10 protein-coding genes and 1 pseudogene are annotated in these 18,439 nt (G+C 72.3%); 1 reads left to right on the top strand and 10 read right to left on the bottom strand.

The window, feature by feature from the left end:
* Window positions 1-43: 43 nt before the first annotated feature.
* The 9 genes from J8403_RS23350 to bldG form a co-directional block, all read right to left on the bottom strand.
* The gene (locus J8403_RS23350; protein ID WP_211124858.1) at window positions 44-1,264 is read right to left on the bottom strand and encodes a DNA polymerase III subunit delta'; all 1,221 of its coding nucleotides are present in this window, start codon (window positions 1,262-1,264) and stop codon (window positions 44-46) included.
* A 539-nt stretch (window positions 1,265-1,803) separates the two neighbouring features.
* On the bottom strand, window positions 1,804-5,118 hold the full coding sequence (tmk, locus tag J8403_RS23345; RefSeq protein ID WP_211124857.1) for a dTMP kinase: 3,315 nt from the start codon (window positions 5,116-5,118) through the stop codon (window positions 1,804-1,806).
* 103 nt (window positions 5,119-5,221) lie between these two features.
* Window positions 5,222-8,056 (bottom strand): type I DNA topoisomerase, encoded by a 2,835-nt coding sequence (gene topA, locus J8403_RS23340; RefSeq protein WP_211124856.1) that lies wholly within the window; start codon window positions 8,054-8,056, stop codon window positions 5,222-5,224.
* Window positions 8,057-8,267: 211 nt separating this feature from the next.
* The gene (locus J8403_RS23335; RefSeq protein ID WP_014061724.1) at window positions 8,268-8,465 is read right to left on the bottom strand and encodes a hypothetical protein; all 198 of its coding nucleotides are present in this window, start codon (window positions 8,463-8,465) and stop codon (window positions 8,268-8,270) included.
* Window positions 8,466-8,691: 226 nt separating this feature from the next.
* Window positions 8,692-10,266 (bottom strand): DUF7059 domain-containing protein, encoded by a 1,575-nt coding sequence (locus J8403_RS23330; RefSeq protein WP_211124855.1) that lies wholly within the window; start codon window positions 10,264-10,266, stop codon window positions 8,692-8,694.
* A gap of 165 nt (window positions 10,267-10,431) precedes the next feature.
* Window positions 10,432-11,004, bottom strand: coding sequence for a small secreted protein (locus tag J8403_RS23325; protein ID WP_246585948.1), 573 nt, complete (start codon window positions 11,002-11,004; stop codon window positions 10,432-10,434).
* Window positions 11,005-11,242: 238 nt separating this feature from the next.
* Window positions 11,243-13,681, bottom strand: a complete 2,439-nt coding sequence (locus J8403_RS23320) for a sodium-translocating pyrophosphatase (protein WP_211124853.1) — start codon at window positions 13,679-13,681, stop codon at window positions 11,243-11,245.
* A gap of 1,030 nt (window positions 13,682-14,711) precedes the next feature.
* Entirely contained in the window at window positions 14,712-15,140 is a 429-nt protein-coding gene (locus J8403_RS23315; protein ID WP_211124852.1) for an ATP-binding protein, read from the bottom strand.
* 92 nt (window positions 15,141-15,232) lie between these two features.
* Window positions 15,233-15,574: an anti-sigma factor antagonist BldG gene (gene bldG, locus J8403_RS23310; protein WP_014061729.1), complete on the bottom strand. Its 342-nt coding sequence runs from the start codon at window positions 15,572-15,574 to the stop codon at window positions 15,233-15,235.
* A 54-nt stretch (window positions 15,575-15,628) separates the two neighbouring features.
* On the opposite strand from bldG, the gene J8403_RS23305 reads away from it, so the two are divergent.
* Window positions 15,629-18,085, top strand: a complete 2,457-nt coding sequence (locus tag J8403_RS23305) for a DEAD/DEAH box helicase (RefSeq protein ID WP_211124851.1) — start codon at window positions 15,629-15,631, stop codon at window positions 18,083-18,085.
* A gap of 111 nt (window positions 18,086-18,196) precedes the next feature.
* On the opposite strand, the pseudogene J8403_RS44760 reads toward J8403_RS23305, so the two are convergent.
* Window positions 18,197-18,394: pseudogene (locus tag J8403_RS44760) on the bottom strand (Rv3654c family TadE-like protein); the annotation flags it as partial.
* Between the last annotated feature and the right edge of the window lie 45 nt (window positions 18,395-18,439).

Raw genomic sequence — 18,439 nt, 5'->3', positions numbered from 1 at the left:
CGGACACGCTTCATGCGCGCGACAGCGAACCCGTACGGGTGACTCAGCCGGCCCGCAGCGCCATGGTCATCGCCTCGACCGCCAGCAGCGGCGCCACATTGCTGTCCAGCGCCTGACGGCACGCCGTGATGGCCTCGATCCGGCGCAGCGTCCGCTCGGGCTTCGAGCCCGAGGCGATCCGCTCCAGCGCGTCCCGGACGTCGGTGTTGGCGAGCGCGACCTGGGAGCCGAGCTGGAGGGCCAGCACATCGCGGTAGAAGGCGATCAGATCGGTGAGCGCGAGGTCGAGGGTGTCGCGCTGGGTGCGGGTGGCACGGCGCTTCTGGCGGTCCTGGAGATCCTTCATGGCCCCGGCCGTGCCGCGCGGCAACCGCCCGCCCGTCCCGGCGGCGGCGCCCAGGGCGGCCCGCAGCTCCTCGGTCTCCTTGACGTCGACCTCCTCCGCCACCTGCTTGGCGTCCTCGGCCGCCGCGTCGATCAGCTCCTGGGCCGCCTTGAGGCAGCCGCCCACGTCGTCGACGCGCAGCGGGAGCTTCAGGACGGCGGCGCGGCGGGCCCGGGCCCGGTCGTCGGTGGCCAGCCGGCGGGCGCGGTCGATATGGCCCTGGGTGGCGCGGGCGGCGGAGGCGGCGCGTTCGGGGTCGATGCCGTCGCGCCGGACGAGGAGGTCCGCGACGGCCTCCACCGGAGGCGTGCGGAGGGTGAGGAGGCGGCAGCGGGAACGGATCGTGGGCAGCACATCCTCCAGCGAGGGCGTGCACAGCAGCCATACGGTGCGCGGCGCGGGCTCCTCGACGGCCTTGAGGAGAACGTTGCCCGCGCCCTCGGTAAGGCGGTCGGCGTCCTCCATGACGATCACCTGCCACCGGCCGCCGGCGGGCGACAGCTGGGCGCGGCGGACGAGCTCCCGGGTCTCCTTGACGCCGATGGTGAGCATGTCCGTACGGACCACCTCCACATCGGCGTGGGTGCCGACGAGGGCGGTGTGACAGCCGTCGCAGAAGCCGCAGCCGGGGGCGCCGCCGAGCGCCCGGTCCGGGCTGACGCACTGCAGCGCGGCGGCGAAGGCGCGGGCCGCGGTGGCCCGGCCGGAGCCGGGCGGGCCGGTGAACAGCCAGGCGTGGGTCATCTTGGACGACGCCATGGGCTCCTCGGCCGAGGCCGCCTCGCCCGCCGCCGTGACCAGGGCGTCCGCATCCCGCGCGGCAGCCGTCAGCTGGGCCGCTACTCGGTCCTGCCCGACCAGGTCGTCCCACACCGCCATGGCTGCCTCCGCCGTTCGTGCTTACCGGCATCCCATTGTGGGCCACCCCACCGACACCCGGGCACGACGGTCGAGGGCGGCGCCCGGCTGGGCGGCCTGTCAGCGGGCCCGGCCCCCGTCGGCGGGCCCCCGTCGGCGTCCTGTCCGGCTGCGGCTCTGGGTCAGCGGGCCTCGTCGACGCCTGCCGTCAGCGGCTACCCGCCGGCGCCCTACCGTCGGCGTGCACCCGTCAGCGCCCTGTCTCCAGCGTCCCAACGTGTCACCGTGCGGCGGCCCTGTCGGTGACGTCCTCGCCGAGATACCTCTCGGCGTCGCGCTGAGCTTCCGCAGCACCCGCGCGGAGAACTCCCGCGCGGTGTGGCTCTTGCCGTCGGCGTCTGCCGTCAGCAGGCCCGGTCAAGCGCCCCAACGTCACCGACCGGCGGTCAGCGGCCATCCGCCGGCGCCCTACCGTCAGCGGCTACCCGTCAGCGCCCTGCCTCCGTCGGCGGGGCTGCTCGGAGCCCTACCGTGAGCGGCCACCCGTCACCGGCCTGCCGTCAGCGGCGCCGGCCGTCCTCGTCGTCGCGCGGGCCGAGCAGTTCGTCGGCCAGCGACGGGAGGTCGTCCAGCGGGGTCTCCTCCGCCCACTCGGGACGGCGGCGGCGCGGACGCGGCGATTCCGCACCGCCCTGCGCCTGACCCTGACCCTGGTCATGCCCCTGCCCCTGGCCGTACTGCGGCATCTCGCGCGTGCGCTCGTTCCCCTCGCCCTGCTCCTGCCCCTGCTCCTGCCGGAACAGCCACGGCGGGACCCGCTCCGCCGGGTCGGAGGAGCGCTCGTCCCGTACGGGCGGCAGCACGGCCGTCTCGTCGGCCGCGTTCGTGGGCGGCTCGGCGGGCGGCTGGGGCAGGACGGCCGTCTCCTCGGCGTCCGGGCCGCCCCGGCGCTCCGGGCCGTCCTGGGGCCGTACGGGCGGCAGCACCGCGGTGTCACCGGCGTCCGGGCCGTTCTGGGGAGGCACGGGCGGCAGCACCGTGGTCTCGTCCGCGTCCGGCCCGGCGGCGGGACGGCCCGAGCCGCCCTCGCCGACGTACTGCGCCCACGGGTCGAACCGCGGTGTCTGGACCGTCTTCGTCGAGTCCGGGTCGCCGGAGGCGGGGCCCGCCGCGTCCCGGGCGCCGCCGGTGTCCTGGTAGCCCTCCGCGCCCCGGGGCCCGTCCGTGTCGTGGGGCGGCGGGGCCGGGGTCTCGGTCTCCACGGTCGGCGCCTCGGCCCCGGAGGAGGCCGCCGCATCCGCCGCGTCCGCGGCCAGCCGCGCCTGCTCCGCCCGCAGCAGCGCCTCCTCGGCCTTGCGCTGCTCCTCCTGGCGGCGCGCGTCGGCCTCGGCCCGCCGCAGCGCCTCCGCCTCCGCCTCCAGGCGGCGCCGCTCCTCGTCGGCGGCGCGGGCGCGGTCCTCGGCCTCGATGCGCTTACGGTCCTCCTCGGCCCTGCGGCGCGCGTCCTCGGCCCGCTGCCGGGCCGCCTCCGCCTGCCGCTCGGCCTCGCGCTGGCGGGCCTCCTCCAGCTCGCGGCGCTTGCGCTCCTCCTCCTCGGCGCGCGCCTTGGCGAGCGCCTCCTGGCGCTCGCGCTCCAGCCGCTCCTCCTCGGCCTTACGGGCGGCCTCTTCCTCGGCGCGGCGGCGGGCCTCCTCCTCGGCGGCCTTACGGGCCTCCTCCTGAGCCTTCACCTCCGCGTCGGACAGCGGCAGCATCTGGTCCAGACGGTGGCGCACCACGGCGGTGACCGCCTCCGGCAGCTGCCCGGCGTCGGCGACGAGATAGCGGGCCGGGTCGGCGGCGGCGAGGGCCAGGAATCCGGCCCGTACGCGCTGGTGGAACTCGGCGGGCTCGGACTCGAGCCGGTCCGGGGCCTCGGTGAAGCGCTCGCGCGCGGTCTCCGGCGAGACGTCCAGCAGCACCGTCAGATGCGGCACCAGGCCGTTCGTCGCCCAGCGCGAGATGCGGGCGATCTCGGTGGCGGCGAGGTCGCGCCCGGCGCCCTGATAGGCGACGGACGAGTCGATGTAGCGGTCGGAGATGACGACCGCGCCGCGCTCCAGCGCCGGGCGGACCACGGTGTCGACGTGCTCGGCGCGGTCCGCCGCGTACAGCAGCGCCTCGGCGCGGTGCGAGATCCCGGCGGACGAGACGTCGAGCAGGATCGAGCGGAGCCGCTTGCCGATCGCGGTGGCGCCCGGCTCACGGGTCACCACGACCTCGTGCCCCTTGGCCCTTATCCATTCGGCCAGCGCCTCCACCTGCGTGGACTTGCCCGAGCCGTCGCCGCCCTCGATGGCGATGAAGAAACCGGTGGCGGCCGGGGCCTCGTCCGCGCCCCCGCCGCCGAGCAGCGCCTCGCGCAGATCGCGCCGCAGCGGCACTCCCTGCCGGTCGTCGGTCCGGCCCAGGACCAGCGCGGCGACGGGCAGCAGCAGCGCGCCCACCAGCATCAGGGTGAAGGCCGCGCCGCCGTGGGCGAAGACGAAATCGCCGCTGCCGAGCCGGTGCGGTCCGATGACGGCGGCGAGCAGCGGCGCGACGACCGCGCCGAACCCGACGCTGACGCGGACGACGGCCTGCAGATGCGCGGTCATCCGGGGCCGGCGGGCCTCCTCGGACTCCTGGTCCAGGAGGGCGTGGCCGGTGTGGGCGGCGATCCCGGCCAGCACGCCCGCGACCAGGGCGATCAGCACGACGGTGGTCGTGTCGTGCACCAGGCCCGCCGTGAGCAGCGCGAGCCCGGTCAGCGCGACCGACAGCGCCAGCAGCCTGCGCCGCGACAGCCCCGGGAGGAACTTCGGGGCCCAGCGGATGCCGAGCGCCGGGCCTCCGGCCAGCACGAAGGCGAGCAGCGCGAAGGCGACCGGCCCGCCACCGAGGTCCATGGCCTGCAGCGGGGCGACGCCCACGGCCGCGGCGATCGCGCCCGCCACCCCGGCGCAGGCGAGCACCAGCAGCGGAACGGCACCGGTGCGGCCCTTGTCGGCGCCGGTACCGGAGGCGGCGCGGGGCCGGCGCAGCCCCTCCAGGGGGGAGCGGGTGCGGCTGGTCTGCGCGCCGGGCAGTTCGAGGAAGGTGAGGATGGAGATCGACGCGGCGAAGAGTCCGGCGCCGACGTACGAGCCGAGGGCGGCCTGGTGGGTGTGGAACCACTCCACTCCGGTGCCCAGCAGCCTGCCGATGAGGGTGACGACGAGCAGCCCGGCGGCGGCGATCGGCAGCGTCAGGAAGTTCGTACGGAGCGAGAGCCGCCGCAGCGCGTCCAGGTGGTCGGGCAGCGGGCGCACGGCCGCGCCCTCGGCGGGCGGTGCCGGGAGCAGCGAGGGCGCCGCGCCGTCCTTGGCGACGGTCCAGAAGCGCTCCGCGACGCCTACGACGAAGGCCGTGATGAGCAGCCAGGCGACGGCGTCGGCCGGGGCCCAGTCGATCCACAGCGGTGCGATGAGGAGCAGCACCAGCCGCAGACCGTCCGCGCCGACCATGGTCCAGCGGCGGTCCAGCGGACCGGAGGGGCCGATGAGCGCGGCGAGCGGCCCGAGCAGCACCGCGCCGAACAGCACGGTCGCCAGGAGCCGTACGCCCAGCACCACCGCGACCGCGAAGGCCGCGCCGCGATACCCGCCGCCGAAGGCGTCGGCGGCCACGGACGCCTGCAGCGTCAGCAGCACCAGCACCAGCACGGCGAGCGCGTCCCCCACGCCGCCGACGAGTTGGGCGCTCCAGAGCCGTCGCAGCGGCTGATAGCGCAGCAGGGCTCGTACGGCCCGCTCGCGGGAGTCCGCGGCAAGGGCACCGGAAGTGGCGGTCACGTCCGTTGGCTGCTCTCGCGTCATCCCGCCAGCCTATCCGGATCACATGAATCCACGGCCCCCCGGCCGAACAAACGGGCGGTGAGCCGTGGATGGCGCGGGGATTGCTCCGCCTTGCTCCGCTTTCCTACTCGGCGTTGGCCGACGACTTCTTGGCCGCCGCCGTCTTCTTGGCGGCGGTCTTGGCGGTCGTCTTCTTGGCCGTCGTCTTCTTCGCCGCGGTCTTCTTGGCGGCCGTCTTGGTCGCCGTCTTCTTGGCCGCGGTCTTCTTCGCCGCCGTCTTCTTGGCGGTCTTCTTGGCCGGGCCCTTGGCGCGCTTCTCGGCGAGCAGCTCGTAGCCGCGCTCGGGCGTGATGGTCTCCACGTCGTCGTCGCGGCGCAGCGTCGCGTTGGTCTCGCCGTCCGTGACGTACGGGCCGAAGCGGCCGTCCTTCACCACCACGGGCCGCTCGCTGACCGGGTCGGTGCCCAGCTCCTTCAGCGGCGGCTTGGCCGCGGCCCGGCCCCGCTGCTTGGGCTGGGCGTAGATCGCCAGCGCCTGCTCGAGCGTGATGGTGAAGAGCTGCTCCTCGCTCTCCAGCGACCGCGAGTCCGTGCCCTTCTTCAGGTACGGGCCGTAGCGGCCGTTCTGCGCGGTGATCTCCACACCCTCGGGGTCGGTGCCGACCACCCGCGGCAGCGACATCAGCTTGAGCGCGTCCTCCAGGGTCACCGTGTCCAGGGACATCGACTTCAGGAGGGACGCGGTGCGCGGCTTGACGGCGTTCTTACCGCTCTTGGGAGTGTCCTCGGGGAGCACCTCGGTGACGTACGGGCCGTAGCGGCCGTCCTTGGCCACGATCATGCGACCGGTCTCGGGGTCGGGGCCCAGCTCGAACTCACCGCTCGGCTTGGCGAGCAGTTCCTCCGCGTACTCCACGGTCAGCTCGTCCGGCGGCATGTCGTCGGGGACGTCGGCGCGCCGGCCGGTGCCGCCCTCGATCTCCGTCGGGCGCTCGACGTACGGCCCGTAGCGGCCGACGCGCAGCACGATGCCGTCGCCCACGGGGAAGGACGAGATCTCCCGGGCGTCGATCGCGCCCAGGTCGGTGACCAGCTCCTTGAGGCCGCCGAGGTGGTCGCCGTCGCCGTTCCCGGCCTCGGCGGCGCCGGCCTGCGCGCCCTCGCCGAAGTAGAAGCGCTTCAGCCACGGCACGGCCTCGGCCTCGCCGCGCGCGATGCGGTCGAGGTCGTCCTCCATCTTGGCGGTGAAGTCGTAGTCGACCAGCCGGCCGAAGTGCTTCTCCAGCAGGTTGACCACGGCGAAGCTCAGGAAGGAGGGCACGAGCGCGGTGCCCTTCTTGAAGACGTAGCCGCGGTCGAGGATGGTGCCCAGGATCGTGGCGTAGGTCGAGGGGCGGCCGATCTCGCGCTCTTCGAGCTCCTTGACCAGCGACGCCTCGGTGTAGCGGGCCGGGGGCTTGGTCGCGTGGCCGTCGGCGGTGATCTCCTCGGCGGAGAGCCGGTCGCCCTCGGTGACCTGCGGCAGCCGGCGCTCGCGGTCGTCGAGCTCGGCGTTCGGGTCGTCGGCGCCCTCCACGTAGGCCTTCATGAAGCCGTGGAAGGTGATCGTCTTACCGGAGGCGGAGAACTCGGCGTCCCGGCCGTCGCTCGCCTGCCCGGCGATCTTGACGGTGACCGAGTTGCCGATCGCGTCCTTCATCTGGGAGGCGACGGTCCGCTTCCAGATCAGCTCGTAGAGCCGGAACTGGTCGCCCGTGAGGCCGGTCTCCGCCGGGGTGCGGAAACGGTCTCCCGAGGGGCGGATGGCCTCGTGCGCCTCCTGGGCGTTCTTGACCTTGCCCGCGTAGGTGCGCGGCTTGTCGGGCAGGTAGTCGGCGCCGTACAGCTGCGTGACCTGCGCCCGGGCCGCCGTGACCGCCGTGTCCGACAGGACGGTGGAGTCCGTACGCATATAGGTGATGTAGCCGTTCTCATACAGCTTCTGCGCGACCTGCATGGTGGCCTTGGCCCCGAAGCCCAGCTTGCGGCTGGCCTCCTGCTGCAGGGTCGTCGTACGGAACGGCGCGTACGGCGAGCGGCGGTACGGCTTGGACTCGACCGAGCGCACCGTGAAGGCGGTGTCGGCGAGGGCCGTGGCCAGGGAGCGGGCACCGGCCTCGTCCAGCTGCAGGACGTTCACGCCGTCCTTGAGCCGGCCGAGCGAGGTGAAGTCGCGCCCCTGGGCGACCCGGAGGCCGTCGACGGCGGTAAGGCGGGCACCGAAGGTGCCGGGGTCGCTGACGTCACCGGCCCGGCCGGTGGCAAAGGTGCCGGTGAGGTCCCAGTACTCGGCGGAGCGGAAGGCGATGCGCTCGCGCTCGCGCTCGACGACGAGACGGGTGGCGACGGACTGGACCCGGCCCGCGGACAGGCCGCGCATGACCTTCTTCCACAGGACCGGCGAGACCTCGTAGCCGTAGAGGCGGTCGAGGATGCGGCGGGTCTCCTGGGCGTCCACCAGGCGCTGGTTCAGCTCGCGCGGGTTGGCCACGGCGGCCCGGATGGCGTCCTTGGTGATCTCGTGGAAGACCATCCGGCGCACCGGGACCTTGGGCTTGAGGACCTCCTGGAGGTGCCAGGCGATGGCCTCGCCCTCGCGGTCCTCATCGGTGGCCAGGAAGAGCTCGTCGGAGTCGGCGAGCAGCTCCTTGAGCTTCTTGACCTGGCTCTTCTTGTCGGAGTTGACCACATAGACGGGCTGGAAGTCGTGCTCGACGTCCACGCCGAGCCGCCGGACCTCGCCGGTGTACTTGTCGGGGACCTCGGCCGCACCGTTCGGCAGGTCCCGGATGTGCCCGACGCTGGCCTCGACCACGTAGCCCGGGCCGAGGTAGCCCTTAATCGTCTTCGCCTTGGCAGGCGACTCGACGATGACGAGTCGGCGGCCGCCCTGTGCGGTCTCGCTGGTGGTCGGGGACAACTTGGCTCTTCTCTCCGGTCGACGCTCGGTGAACGGGCAGTGCCGTGTGGGTAACGCTCACACGGCCTCCCTCTACGGTGACGCTGCGGAGTGTGACGGTACATCCCGCCCCCGTGTCAAACGGAAAAAGCCCGCAACGCCACTCGAACGGTAACCCGACAACCGACCTGTCTGCCGCCCGGACCGGCACGAGGCAGCGCGGAAGGCCCTGTCAGGCGTAACCGAGACACCAGATTCCGCCGCCGAGCGCGGCGACGCCGAAGAGAAGGGAGAGCGCCGCGGAAGCGACAGGACTCACACCATGTGCCACCGGTGCGCGCAGCCTCAGGCGCGCCGCCGTCCACAGCAGCAGCGCGGCGCCGAACAACACGAATGCCGTTCCGGCGAAGATCGCAGGTCCGCTCTCCATGCCGGGAGCGTGGCACGCACGGGAGGCGTGAGCGCGAACCCCGGGTGAACAGCGCGCGTCGCCTCGTACGGCCCGTGCCCCGGGTGGCCTGTTCTGCGCTCCGGCGGCAGCTTTCTGCCATACGGGAGCGCGCGGGAGGGCGCCGTACCACCGGCGTACGCCCCCAGCGCCTCGCCCGGCGCGCCCTTATCGCACCTCTATGCCCTCATCGCGCCTTTTATTGCCCTCATCGCGCGTCTATGCCGTCGTCGCCGACCGGCCGCAGAAATCCCTGCTCGACCAGGAGCCGGATGGACTGCGGGGTGCGGTCGCGCAGCACCACCGGGTCCTCCCCGAGCAGCTGGGCGATGGCGTCCAGGATCCGGCCCGCGCTCAGTGTGCCGTCGCACACGCCGGCGAAGCCCGCCCCGACCGTGTCCACCGTCGTCGCGCGCCGCATCCCCCGGTACTGCCTGAGCACCACATGCTCGGGGTCCTCGGCCCCGGGCGGGCCCACCTGCTCCTGGACGACCTCGTCCGCCAGCCGGAAGCCGGCGGTCAGCAGCGCCGCGTCGTCGTGCGTGCGCAGGAAGTCCTGGCGGTCGAAGTGGGCCATGACCTCGCCGCCCAGCGGCTGCTCGACCGGATGGGGCCACTCCTCCACGGTCACCGACGGCCGGTCGGCACCGGACTTGCGCAGGGTGATCCAGCCGAAGCCGACGGCCTTGGTCTTCCGCGCCTCGAATTCGTCCAGCCACGCGTCGTAGCGCGCCGCGTACGCCTCGGGGCCGGCCAGATGCTCACCGGCGTCGCGCAGCCACAGCTCGGTGTACTGGGTGACGTCCTGCACCTCGCGCTGCACGATCCAGGCGTCACAGCCGGACGGGACCCAGGAGGCCACCCGCTCGCGCCAGTCCTCCCCCTCGACGTGCTGCCAGTTCGCCAGCAGCTGACACCAGCCGCCGTCGGCGAGATGCCCGGCGGACTGCTGGACGAGCGTGCGGCACAGGTCGTCCCCGGACATTCCGCCCTCCCGGTAGACCAGCTCGCTGCCCTCCGGGGAGCGGGGGGAGATCACAAAGGGCGGGTTGGAGACGATCAGGTCGTACGTCTCGTCCCCGACCGGCTCGAACAGCGACCCCTCCCGCAGATCCGGCTCCGGCGCCCCGGACAGGGCGAGGGTCAGCCGGGCGATGGCCAGGGCGCGCGGATTGCGGTCCGTGGCGGTGACACGGGTGGCGTGGCGGCCCGCGTGCAGCGCCTGGATACCGGAACCGGTGCCGAGGTCCAGAACCCGGCCCACGGGCGCGGGCACGGTGAGACCGGCGAGCGTGGTGGAGGCGCCGCCGACCCCGAGGACGAGCCGGGAGCGGTCCTCACGGCCGCGCGCGCCGCCCGGGCCGCCGATCCCTCCGGCGCCGCCGACCGCGCAGCCCAGGTCGGAGACGATCCACCAGTCCTGGCCCTCGGGGCCGCCGTAAGGCCGCACATCCACGCTCGCGCGCACCTCGTCGCCCTCGCGCACCAGCCAGCCGTCGGCGAGGCAGTCCTCGGCCGGCAGGGCCGCGGCCGCCCGCCCGTACGCCACGGGGCGCTGCAGCAGAAAGAGCCGCACCAGGGTCTCCAGCGGGCTGCTCTCGCCCCTGGTGGCGCGCAGCGCCGGGACGGTCTCGCCGCGCGCCAGGGCCGCGTAGGCGGACGAACCGAGCAGATCCAGCAGACCATCGGCGGTGAAGGAGGCGGCCGACAGCGCCTCACGAAGGCGGGCGGTGCGCTCGGGGTCGGCGACGGGGAGGCGGAACGGAGGCTGGTGCGTACTCACGCCCCCATTGTCGGGGCAACCACCGACAGCGGGCGACGACAGTCGGCATCGGGACGACATCGCCCGCGTCGGCCGGGCTGACGATCCGGCAAAGGCGGCGTGAGGCGGCGGCGTTGCCCCTGGCGGCAGAAACCGGGGCGGCCTTGAGCGGCCCCGGGCAGTCCGTCAGGACTGCGCCGTGGCACCGCCGGCCGTCTTCGGCTTCTGGCAGCCGGACTGCTTGGCCATCGCCGAGCCGACCTTTCCTTCCTGCAGCTTCTGCAGGGCCTGGTCACCCGACTTGCTGAGCTTGTCGAGCTCGTCGGCGACGCCCTTGAGCCCCTGGGCGAACTTGGACTTGTCCGAGGTGTCCAGCTTGTCGACGGACGTCTTGAGCTTCGTGTACGCCCCCGAGGTGGCGTTGAGCTCCTTGACCGCCTGCTGCTGGGTCTTGTCCCCGTTGTCGACGGGCGGGGGGCCCGCCTTGTTCACGGCCTTGGCGAGTGCCCCGTAGGACTCGGAGATCTCCTGGAACGCCTTGGAGTCCGTCTGCTGCAGCTTCTTGGAGTCCTGCTCGTCGGCGGCACCCTGGATCGCGGTGTTGGCGCCCTGGATCTTCTTCAGCTGAGGCTGCACCTCGTCACAGACCGACTTGGCCCAGTCGTCGACCTTCTTGTCCTCATCGCCGCCCCCGCAGCCGCTCAGCGCCAGTACGAGCGCCGCACCGCCGGACAGTGCAGCCACAAGCTTCTTGTTCACCGGATTGGTCCCTTCCATGGCTCTCGGCCCCGGAACATACACGTCCATCCGGCGAGACCCACCCGGCGAGCGCCCCATATGGATCTCTTTTGAGCTATTTGCACCCCGCTCGTTGTGGACATGGCCTCATCGAGCGGACGGGACACCCCGGACAGGGACACGGGCGGACGGTGTGCTGTCGCACATCGCCCGCCCGCATGTCGCAGGGGCTTTCCCGGCCCCCTGGCCCCTTCCGGGGCTAGGACACCACCGCCGCGTCGGCTGACTTCGCCACGCGCTCGGAGTTGTCTTCGTCACCTACGACGATTCCGCGCCGCTTGGAGATGTAGACCGCGGCCACGATGATCGCGACGGCGATCCCGGCGACGACCGCACGCAGCCCAGGGCTGGCGTTGTCCCCGTAGGAGAACTTCACCACCGCGGGGGCGATCAGCAGCGCCACCAGGTTCATCACCTTCAGCAGCGGGTTGATCGCGGGGCCCGCGGTGTCCTTGAAGGGATCGCCGACCGTGTCGCCGATCACCGTCGCGGCATGCGCCTCGCTCCCCTTCCCGCCGTGATGGCCGTCCTCGACCAGCTTCTTGGCGTTGTCCCAGGCGCCGCCGGAGTTGGCGAGGAAGACGGCCATCAGCGTGCCGGTGCCGATCGCGCCCGCCAGGAACGAGCCGAGCGCGCCGACCCCGAAGGTGAAGCCGACGGCGATCGGCGCCAGGACGGCGAGCAGACCCGGTGTGGCCAGCTCGCGCAGCGCGTCCTTGGTGCAGATGTCGACGACCCGGCCGTATTCGGGCTTCTCGCTGTAGTTCATGATCCCGGGCTTCTCGCGGAACTGCCGCCGCACCTCGAAGACCACCGCACCGGCCGACCGCGACACCGCGTTGATCGCCAGCCCGGAGAAGAGGAAGACGACGGCGGCGCCGAGGACGAGGCCCACGAGGTTGTTGGGCTGCGAGATGTCCAGGTTCAGATTCATCTCTCCGGCCACGGAGGTGTGGACATCGCTCACGGCCTCCGCGATGGCGTCGCGGTACGAGCCGAAGAGCGCGGCCGCGGCGAGCACCGCCGTCGCGATGGCGATGCCCTTGGTGATCGCCTTGGTGGTGTTGCCGACCGCGTCGAGGTCGGTGAGCACCTGCGCGCCCGCGCCCTCGACATCGCCGGACATCTCGGCGATGCCCTGGGCGTTGTCGGAGACCGGACCGAAGGTGTCCATGGCGACGATCACACCGACCGTGGTGAGCAGGCCGGTGCCGGCGAGCGCCACGGCGAACAGCGCCAGCATGATCGAGGTGCCGCCGAGCAGGAAGGCGCCGTAGACGCTCAGCCCGATCAGCACCGCCGAGTAGACGGCCGACTCCAGACCGAGCGAGATACCGGAGAGCACCACCGTGGCCGGGCCGGTCAGCGAGGTCTTGCCGACATCCCGCACGGGACGCCGGGTCGTCTCGGTGAAGTAGCCCGTGAGCTGCTGGATGAGCGCGGCCAGCACGATGCCGATGGCGACGGCGACGAGCGCGAGAATCCGCGGATCACCGCTGTGGCCGAGGATCTCGCGGTTGGTGACCCCGTCGAGATCCGCGTAGCTGGACGGCAGATAGGTGAAGACCGCGACCGCCACCAGCGCCATCGAGATCAGGGCGGAGATGAAGAAGCCGCGGTTGATGGCGCTCATTCCGCTGCGATCGGCGCGGCGCGGGGCCACGGCGAAGATCCCGATCATGGCGGTGACCACGCCGATGGCCGGAACGAGCAGCGGGAAGGCCAGCCCGGAGTCACCGAAGGCCGCCTTGCCGAGGATCAGCGCGGCGACCAGGGTGACGGCGTACGACTCGAAGAGGTCGGCGGCCATACCGGCGCAGTCACCGACGTTGTCGCCAACGTTGTCCGCGATGGTGGCGGCGTTGCGCGGGTCGTCCTCGGGGATGCCCTTCTCGACCTTGCCGACGAGGTCGGCGCCGACGTCGGCGGCCTTGGTGAAGATGCCACCGCCGACCCTCATGAACATCGCGATCAGCGCGGCGCCGAGCCCGAAGCCCTCCAGCACCTTGGGCGCGTCGGCCGCGTAGACCAGCACCACGCAGGAGGCGCCCAGCAGTCCGAGGCCCACGGTGAACATGCCCACCACACCGCCGGTACGGAAAGCGATCTTCATCGCCTTGTGCGAGACGGCCGTGAGATCCACGCTCGGCTTACCGGGTGCGGAAGCGGCCGAATCGCCATTGACGGGTGTGGTGGGGGGCTCGGGGGTGGCCTCACGGGCGGCGGCGGCGACGCGCACATTGCTGCGCACCGCGAGCCACATCCCGATATAGCCGGTGGCTGCCGAGAATGCCGCACCGATCAGAAAGAACACCGAACGCCCGATGCGCTGCGCCCAGTCGTCCGCCGGCAACAGCATGAGCAGGAAGAACACCACCACGGCGAATCCGCCGAGGGTGCGCAGCTGCCGGGCCAGATAGGCATTGGCGCCTTCCTGAACGGCCTCGGCGATCTTCTTCATACTGTCCGTGCCCTCGCCCGCCGCGAGGACTTGTCGTACCAGGACCACCGCGACCGCGAGCGCCGCGATCGCGACGGCGGCGATCACCAGCACGATCACACGGTTGTCGTCGGTCAGCTCTGCGGCGGCCAGGGTTGGGGTGAGGTCCAGCTGATGAGGGGTGAGAGGCCCCGCCATTCGTCCTCCTTGACGTTTGGCACATGGGCGCGCAGCAGTTCTGCGACCGCAGAAGAGCCGCCGCGCTCAGGCGTCCTGAGCTCGAGATGTGGACGGATTGTAGGGAGCGTCACACGATCAAAACAGGGCGCCGGAATGGGAATTCGCCCGCACCAGCGAAGATCAATTGGTTTGGCGGTATGAATTCCTTCGGAAGAAGGAAGGTCGACAATTCACTGACGGATGTAAAATGATCTCTACAAATGATCTATATAGATGATCTAGCGGCAGTCCTGCGTCGTCGAGAAAAGCGCTGTTCAGAGCCTAAGCCAGAGATCGAAAAAGCGCGCGCCGAGAGGTGCGCGGGGACCACGCGGCCGACCGGGCGCGGGCATGCCAACAGCCGGACCGGCGATCATGAAACGGCCGGTTCGGAGGGTTCCAGCGGGTCCTGCGGGTCGGGACAGGTCGGAAGAGGGATGACGGACAGATGACCCTCACGAGGGACCCGGCTTCGGCGATCAGGACGAGCGAGGCCACTCCCGGCCCCGACGAGCCGTGGTGAAGAGGACCCGGCACGGCGCCAGCCGGACGCAGCCTGTGCGAACAGGATCCAGCCCGGCCCGGGCAGGGCTCAGCCCGACGCGGGCAGGACTCAGCCCGGCGGGACAGGGATCAGCCCGACGCGGGCAGGACTCAGCCCGACGGGACAGGGATCAGTCCGGCGCGGGCAGGACTCAGCCGGCGGAACAGGGATCAGCCCAACGCGGGCAGAGCCCAGCCCGGCGGGACAGGGCTCAGCCCGACGCGGGCAGAGCCCGAACCGACGAGAGCACGAGGCAGCCGGACGTGGCAGGACCCGAACCGACTGGGGCATGAACCAGCCCCCTGCGAGCAGGCCCCGACGAACGGGGGCAGGACGCAGCCCACCGCGAACAGGACCCGGCACGGCGAGGCAGCATTCAGCCCAGTGGGTCAGAGCCCGGCGCGGCAGGACCCGGCACGGGGAGAGACAGCCAGCCCGATGGGGCAGGGCCCGGCACTGTGGGGGCTAGGACACCACGGGCTGGGGTGACGTCGGCCAGCTCATCCGGATCACTCCACCGGATTCGCTGGTCGTCACCTCGACATCGTCGACGAGCCCGCTGATGACGGCGAGACCCATCTCGTCCTCGCCCTCGGCCTCGTCGTCCATCTCCGGATGGGAGCCGGACGCCAGGGCCGCCGAGGTCGGGGATTCGTCACCGACCTCGATGGAGAACTTCTTCTCCTCCTCGGTCAGCGACACCCGCACCGGCGCCTCCACCCCATTGCTCAGGTGGAGCCCGACCGCACGCGTGCACGCCTCGCCGACCGCGAGCCGCACCTCGTCGAGCACGGCCTCATCCACCCCCGCCCGACGCGCCACGGCGGCCGCGACAAGACGAGCGGTCCTGACGTGCTCAGGCAGCGCGCTGAAGCGGAGTTCGACGGTGGCCATGCCATCCCCCTCGGGCGTATGGGCGTGCTTATCGGGAGGGCCGGGCGTACGCCGCCCGGAACCCCCTTCTGTGTCTTCCTTCGGCGATCTTGTCAGTCGGTCGCCGCGACAGCGTCCTCGACCGAGGTGTGAATCGGGAACACCTTGGTCAGGCCGGTGATGCGGAAGATCTTCAGAATGCGCTCCTGGTTGCACACCAGGCGCAGCGAGCCCTCGTGGGCCCGCACTCGCTTGAGCCCGCCGACGAGCACGCCGAGTCCGGTGGAGTCGAGAAAGTCGACGCCCTCCATGTCGACGACCAGGTGGTAGTTGCCGTCGTTGACAAGCTCGACCAGCTGCTCGCGCAGCTTGGGCGCGGTGTATACATCAATCTCGCCACCGACCTCGACGACCGTGCGGTCATCGACGGTCCGAGTCGACAGGGACAGGTCCACGGATCCTCCAGCACCTTGCATCGAGCGGTCGCCCCCCATGGATCGGCAGCCGCGATGGCATTCAATCACTTACCAGCAGGCGTGCACGACGCCTTGAGACCATTGTCCGTCAGACCAGTGACACACTCGGTGTCGATGGCCCACGACCAAATCCCGCGGCAGGCGGGCATACGCCCCTCACCCCGGGCCGTCCTCGGTGGGCTGAGCACCGGGGCGGGCCGGGGCGCGCGCATCACTCATACGGAGCACTTGCCCCCGCGTCCGGGAACCCATGCCGACTGGCCCTCGGCGATCCGGCCGGAGGTGATCAACGCCATTCGCGCGGCCGGCATCGATCGCCCGTGGGCCCACCAGGCGCGTACGGCCGAACACGCGCTGCGCGGGGATTCCGTGGTCGTGGCCACCGGAACCGCCTCCGGCAAGTCCCTCGCCTATCTGGCCCCCGTCCTCAGCACCCTGCTGGATGGCTCGGAGGAGCCCAACGGGCGGGGAACGACCGCCCTGTACCTCTCCCCCACCAAGGCACTGGCCGCCGACCAGCGCCGCGCGGTGGCCGGCCTCACCGCCCCGCTGGGCACCGGCGTCCGGGCGGCGGTCTACGACGGCGACACGCCCGTGGAGGAGCGCGAGTGGGTGCGCCAGTACGCGAACTATGTGCTCACCAACCCCGACATGCTCCACCGCGGCATCCTGCCCGGCCACCCCAGGTGGTCCTCCTTCCTGCGCGCGCTGCGCTATGTGGTGATCGACGAATGCCACACCTACCGGGGTGTCTTCGGCTCCCATGTGGCCCAGGTGCTGCGCAGGCTGCGCCGCGTCTGTGCCCGCTACGGTTCCTCGCCGGTGTTCCTGCTCGCCTCGGCCACCGCCTCCGATCCGGCGGTCGCCGCGAGCCGGCTGACCGGCGTGCCGGTCGTGGAGATCACCGAGGACGGCTCGCCCCGCGGTGAGGTCGTCTTCGCCCTCTGGGAGCCGCCGCTGACCGAGCTCCACGGCGAGCAGGGCGCCCCGGTACGCCGCACGGCCACGGCCGAGTCCGCGGACCTGCTCACCGACCTGGCCGTCCAGGGCGTCCGTACGGTCACCTTCGTGCGCTCCCGGCGGGGCGCGGAGCTCATCGCGCTCATCGCCCAGGAGCGGCTCGCGGAGGTGGACCGCTCGCTTCCGGACCGGATCGCCGCCTATCGCGGCGGCTATCTCCCCGAGGAACGCCGCGCCCTGGAGAGGGCCCTGCACTCCGGTGAGCTGCTGGGGCTCGCCTCCACCACCGCCCTGGAGCTGGGGATGGACATCGCCGGGCTGGACGCCGTGGTCGTGGCGGGCTACCCCGGCACCCGCGCCTCCCTGTGGCAGCAGGCGGGGCGGGCCGGGCGTACCGGCGAAGGGGCCCTGGCGATCCTGGTGGCCCGGGACGACCCGCTGGACACCTATCTCGTCCACCATCCGGACGCCCTCTTCCGGCAGCCGGTGGAGTCCACCGTCCTGGACCCGGACAACCCCTACGTCCTCGCGCCGCACCTGTGCGCGGCCGCGGCCGAGCTTCCGCTCACCGAGCCGGACCTGGAGCTCTTCGGCCCCGCCACCGAGGAGCTGATGCCGCAGCTCGAGCAGCGCAAGCTGCTGCGGCGGCGGGCGACCGCCTGGCACTGGACGCGCCGTGAGCGCGCCGCCGACCTCACCGACATCCGCGGGGCGGGCGGCAGCCCGGTCCAGGTCGTGGAGGCGGCGACCGGGCGGCTGCTGGGCACCGTGGACGCCGCGGCGGCCCACACCACCGTCCACGAGGGCGCCGTCCACCTCCATCAGGGCCGGAGCTATCTCGTCAGGCAGTTCGACCTCGACGACTCGGTCGCCCTGGTGGAGGAGGCCGCTCCGCCCTACTCGACCACGGCCCGCGACACCACGGCGATCTCCATCCTGGAGACCACCACCGAGATCCCCTGGGGGGACGCGCGGCTGTGCTTCGGCTCGGTCGAGGTCACCAACCAGGTGGTCTCCTTTCTGCGCCGCAAGCTGATCACCGGTGAGGTCCTCGGCGAGTCCAAGCTCGACCTCCCGCCGCGCACCCTGCGCACCCGGGCCGTGTGGTGGACGGTCACCGACGACCAGCTCGAGGAGGCCCGGGTGCACCCCCAGGCCCTCGGCGGTGCCCTGCACGCCGCCGAGCACGCCTCGATCGGCATCCTGCCGCTCTTCGCCACCTGCGACCGCTGGGACATCGGCGGGGTGTCCGTCCCGCTGCACCCCGACACGCTGCTGCCGACCGTCTTCGTGTACGACGGCCATCCGGGTGGCGCGGGCTTCGCCGAGCGCGCCTTCCACACGGCCGCCCGCTGGCTGGCCGCCACCCGCGAGGCGATCGCCGTCTGCGAATGCGAGGCGGGATGCCCGTCCTGCATCCAGTCGCCCAAGTGCGGCAACGGCAACGACCCGCTGGACAAGAGGGCCGCCATCCGCCTGCTGACGACCCTGCTCGCCGGGGCCCCGGAGCAGCCGCCGACCGCCGAGTGAGCGCTGCCCACCGCCCGACGCCGGCGGCGGTCCGGTGAGGGGAGTGCCCGCGGGCCCCGCCCGTGCCCTGGCCCGGAGGGTGAACGGGCCCGTGCGCACCTCCGCCGTAAGGTCCGCGATCTCACCGCTCAGGGCACATCGCACCACGCGCGCCCCCTGGGCGGAGGCCACCCGCCGGGCCAGACCGCAAGCCGTTCGAGGGCCCTCCAGGCCGTGGTCCGCCGCCGCGAGCGCCGCCAGATCGGCGGCTCCGCCCGCCCGATGGCGCGCCACCATGGCCTGCCCTGCCGCCAGTACAGCCGCGAACACCGCGCACAGGGCCGTCGCGGCCAGCGCCGCCCAGACGGTGGCCGA

This window comes from Streptomyces yatensis (genome assembly GCF_018069625.1).
Classification (GTDB): Bacteria; Actinomycetota; Actinomycetes; order Streptomycetales; family Streptomycetaceae; genus Streptomyces; species Streptomyces yatensis.
The sequence above is the reverse complement of the archived record's forward strand: the minus strand, read 5'-3'. Positions and strand labels throughout refer to the sequence as shown.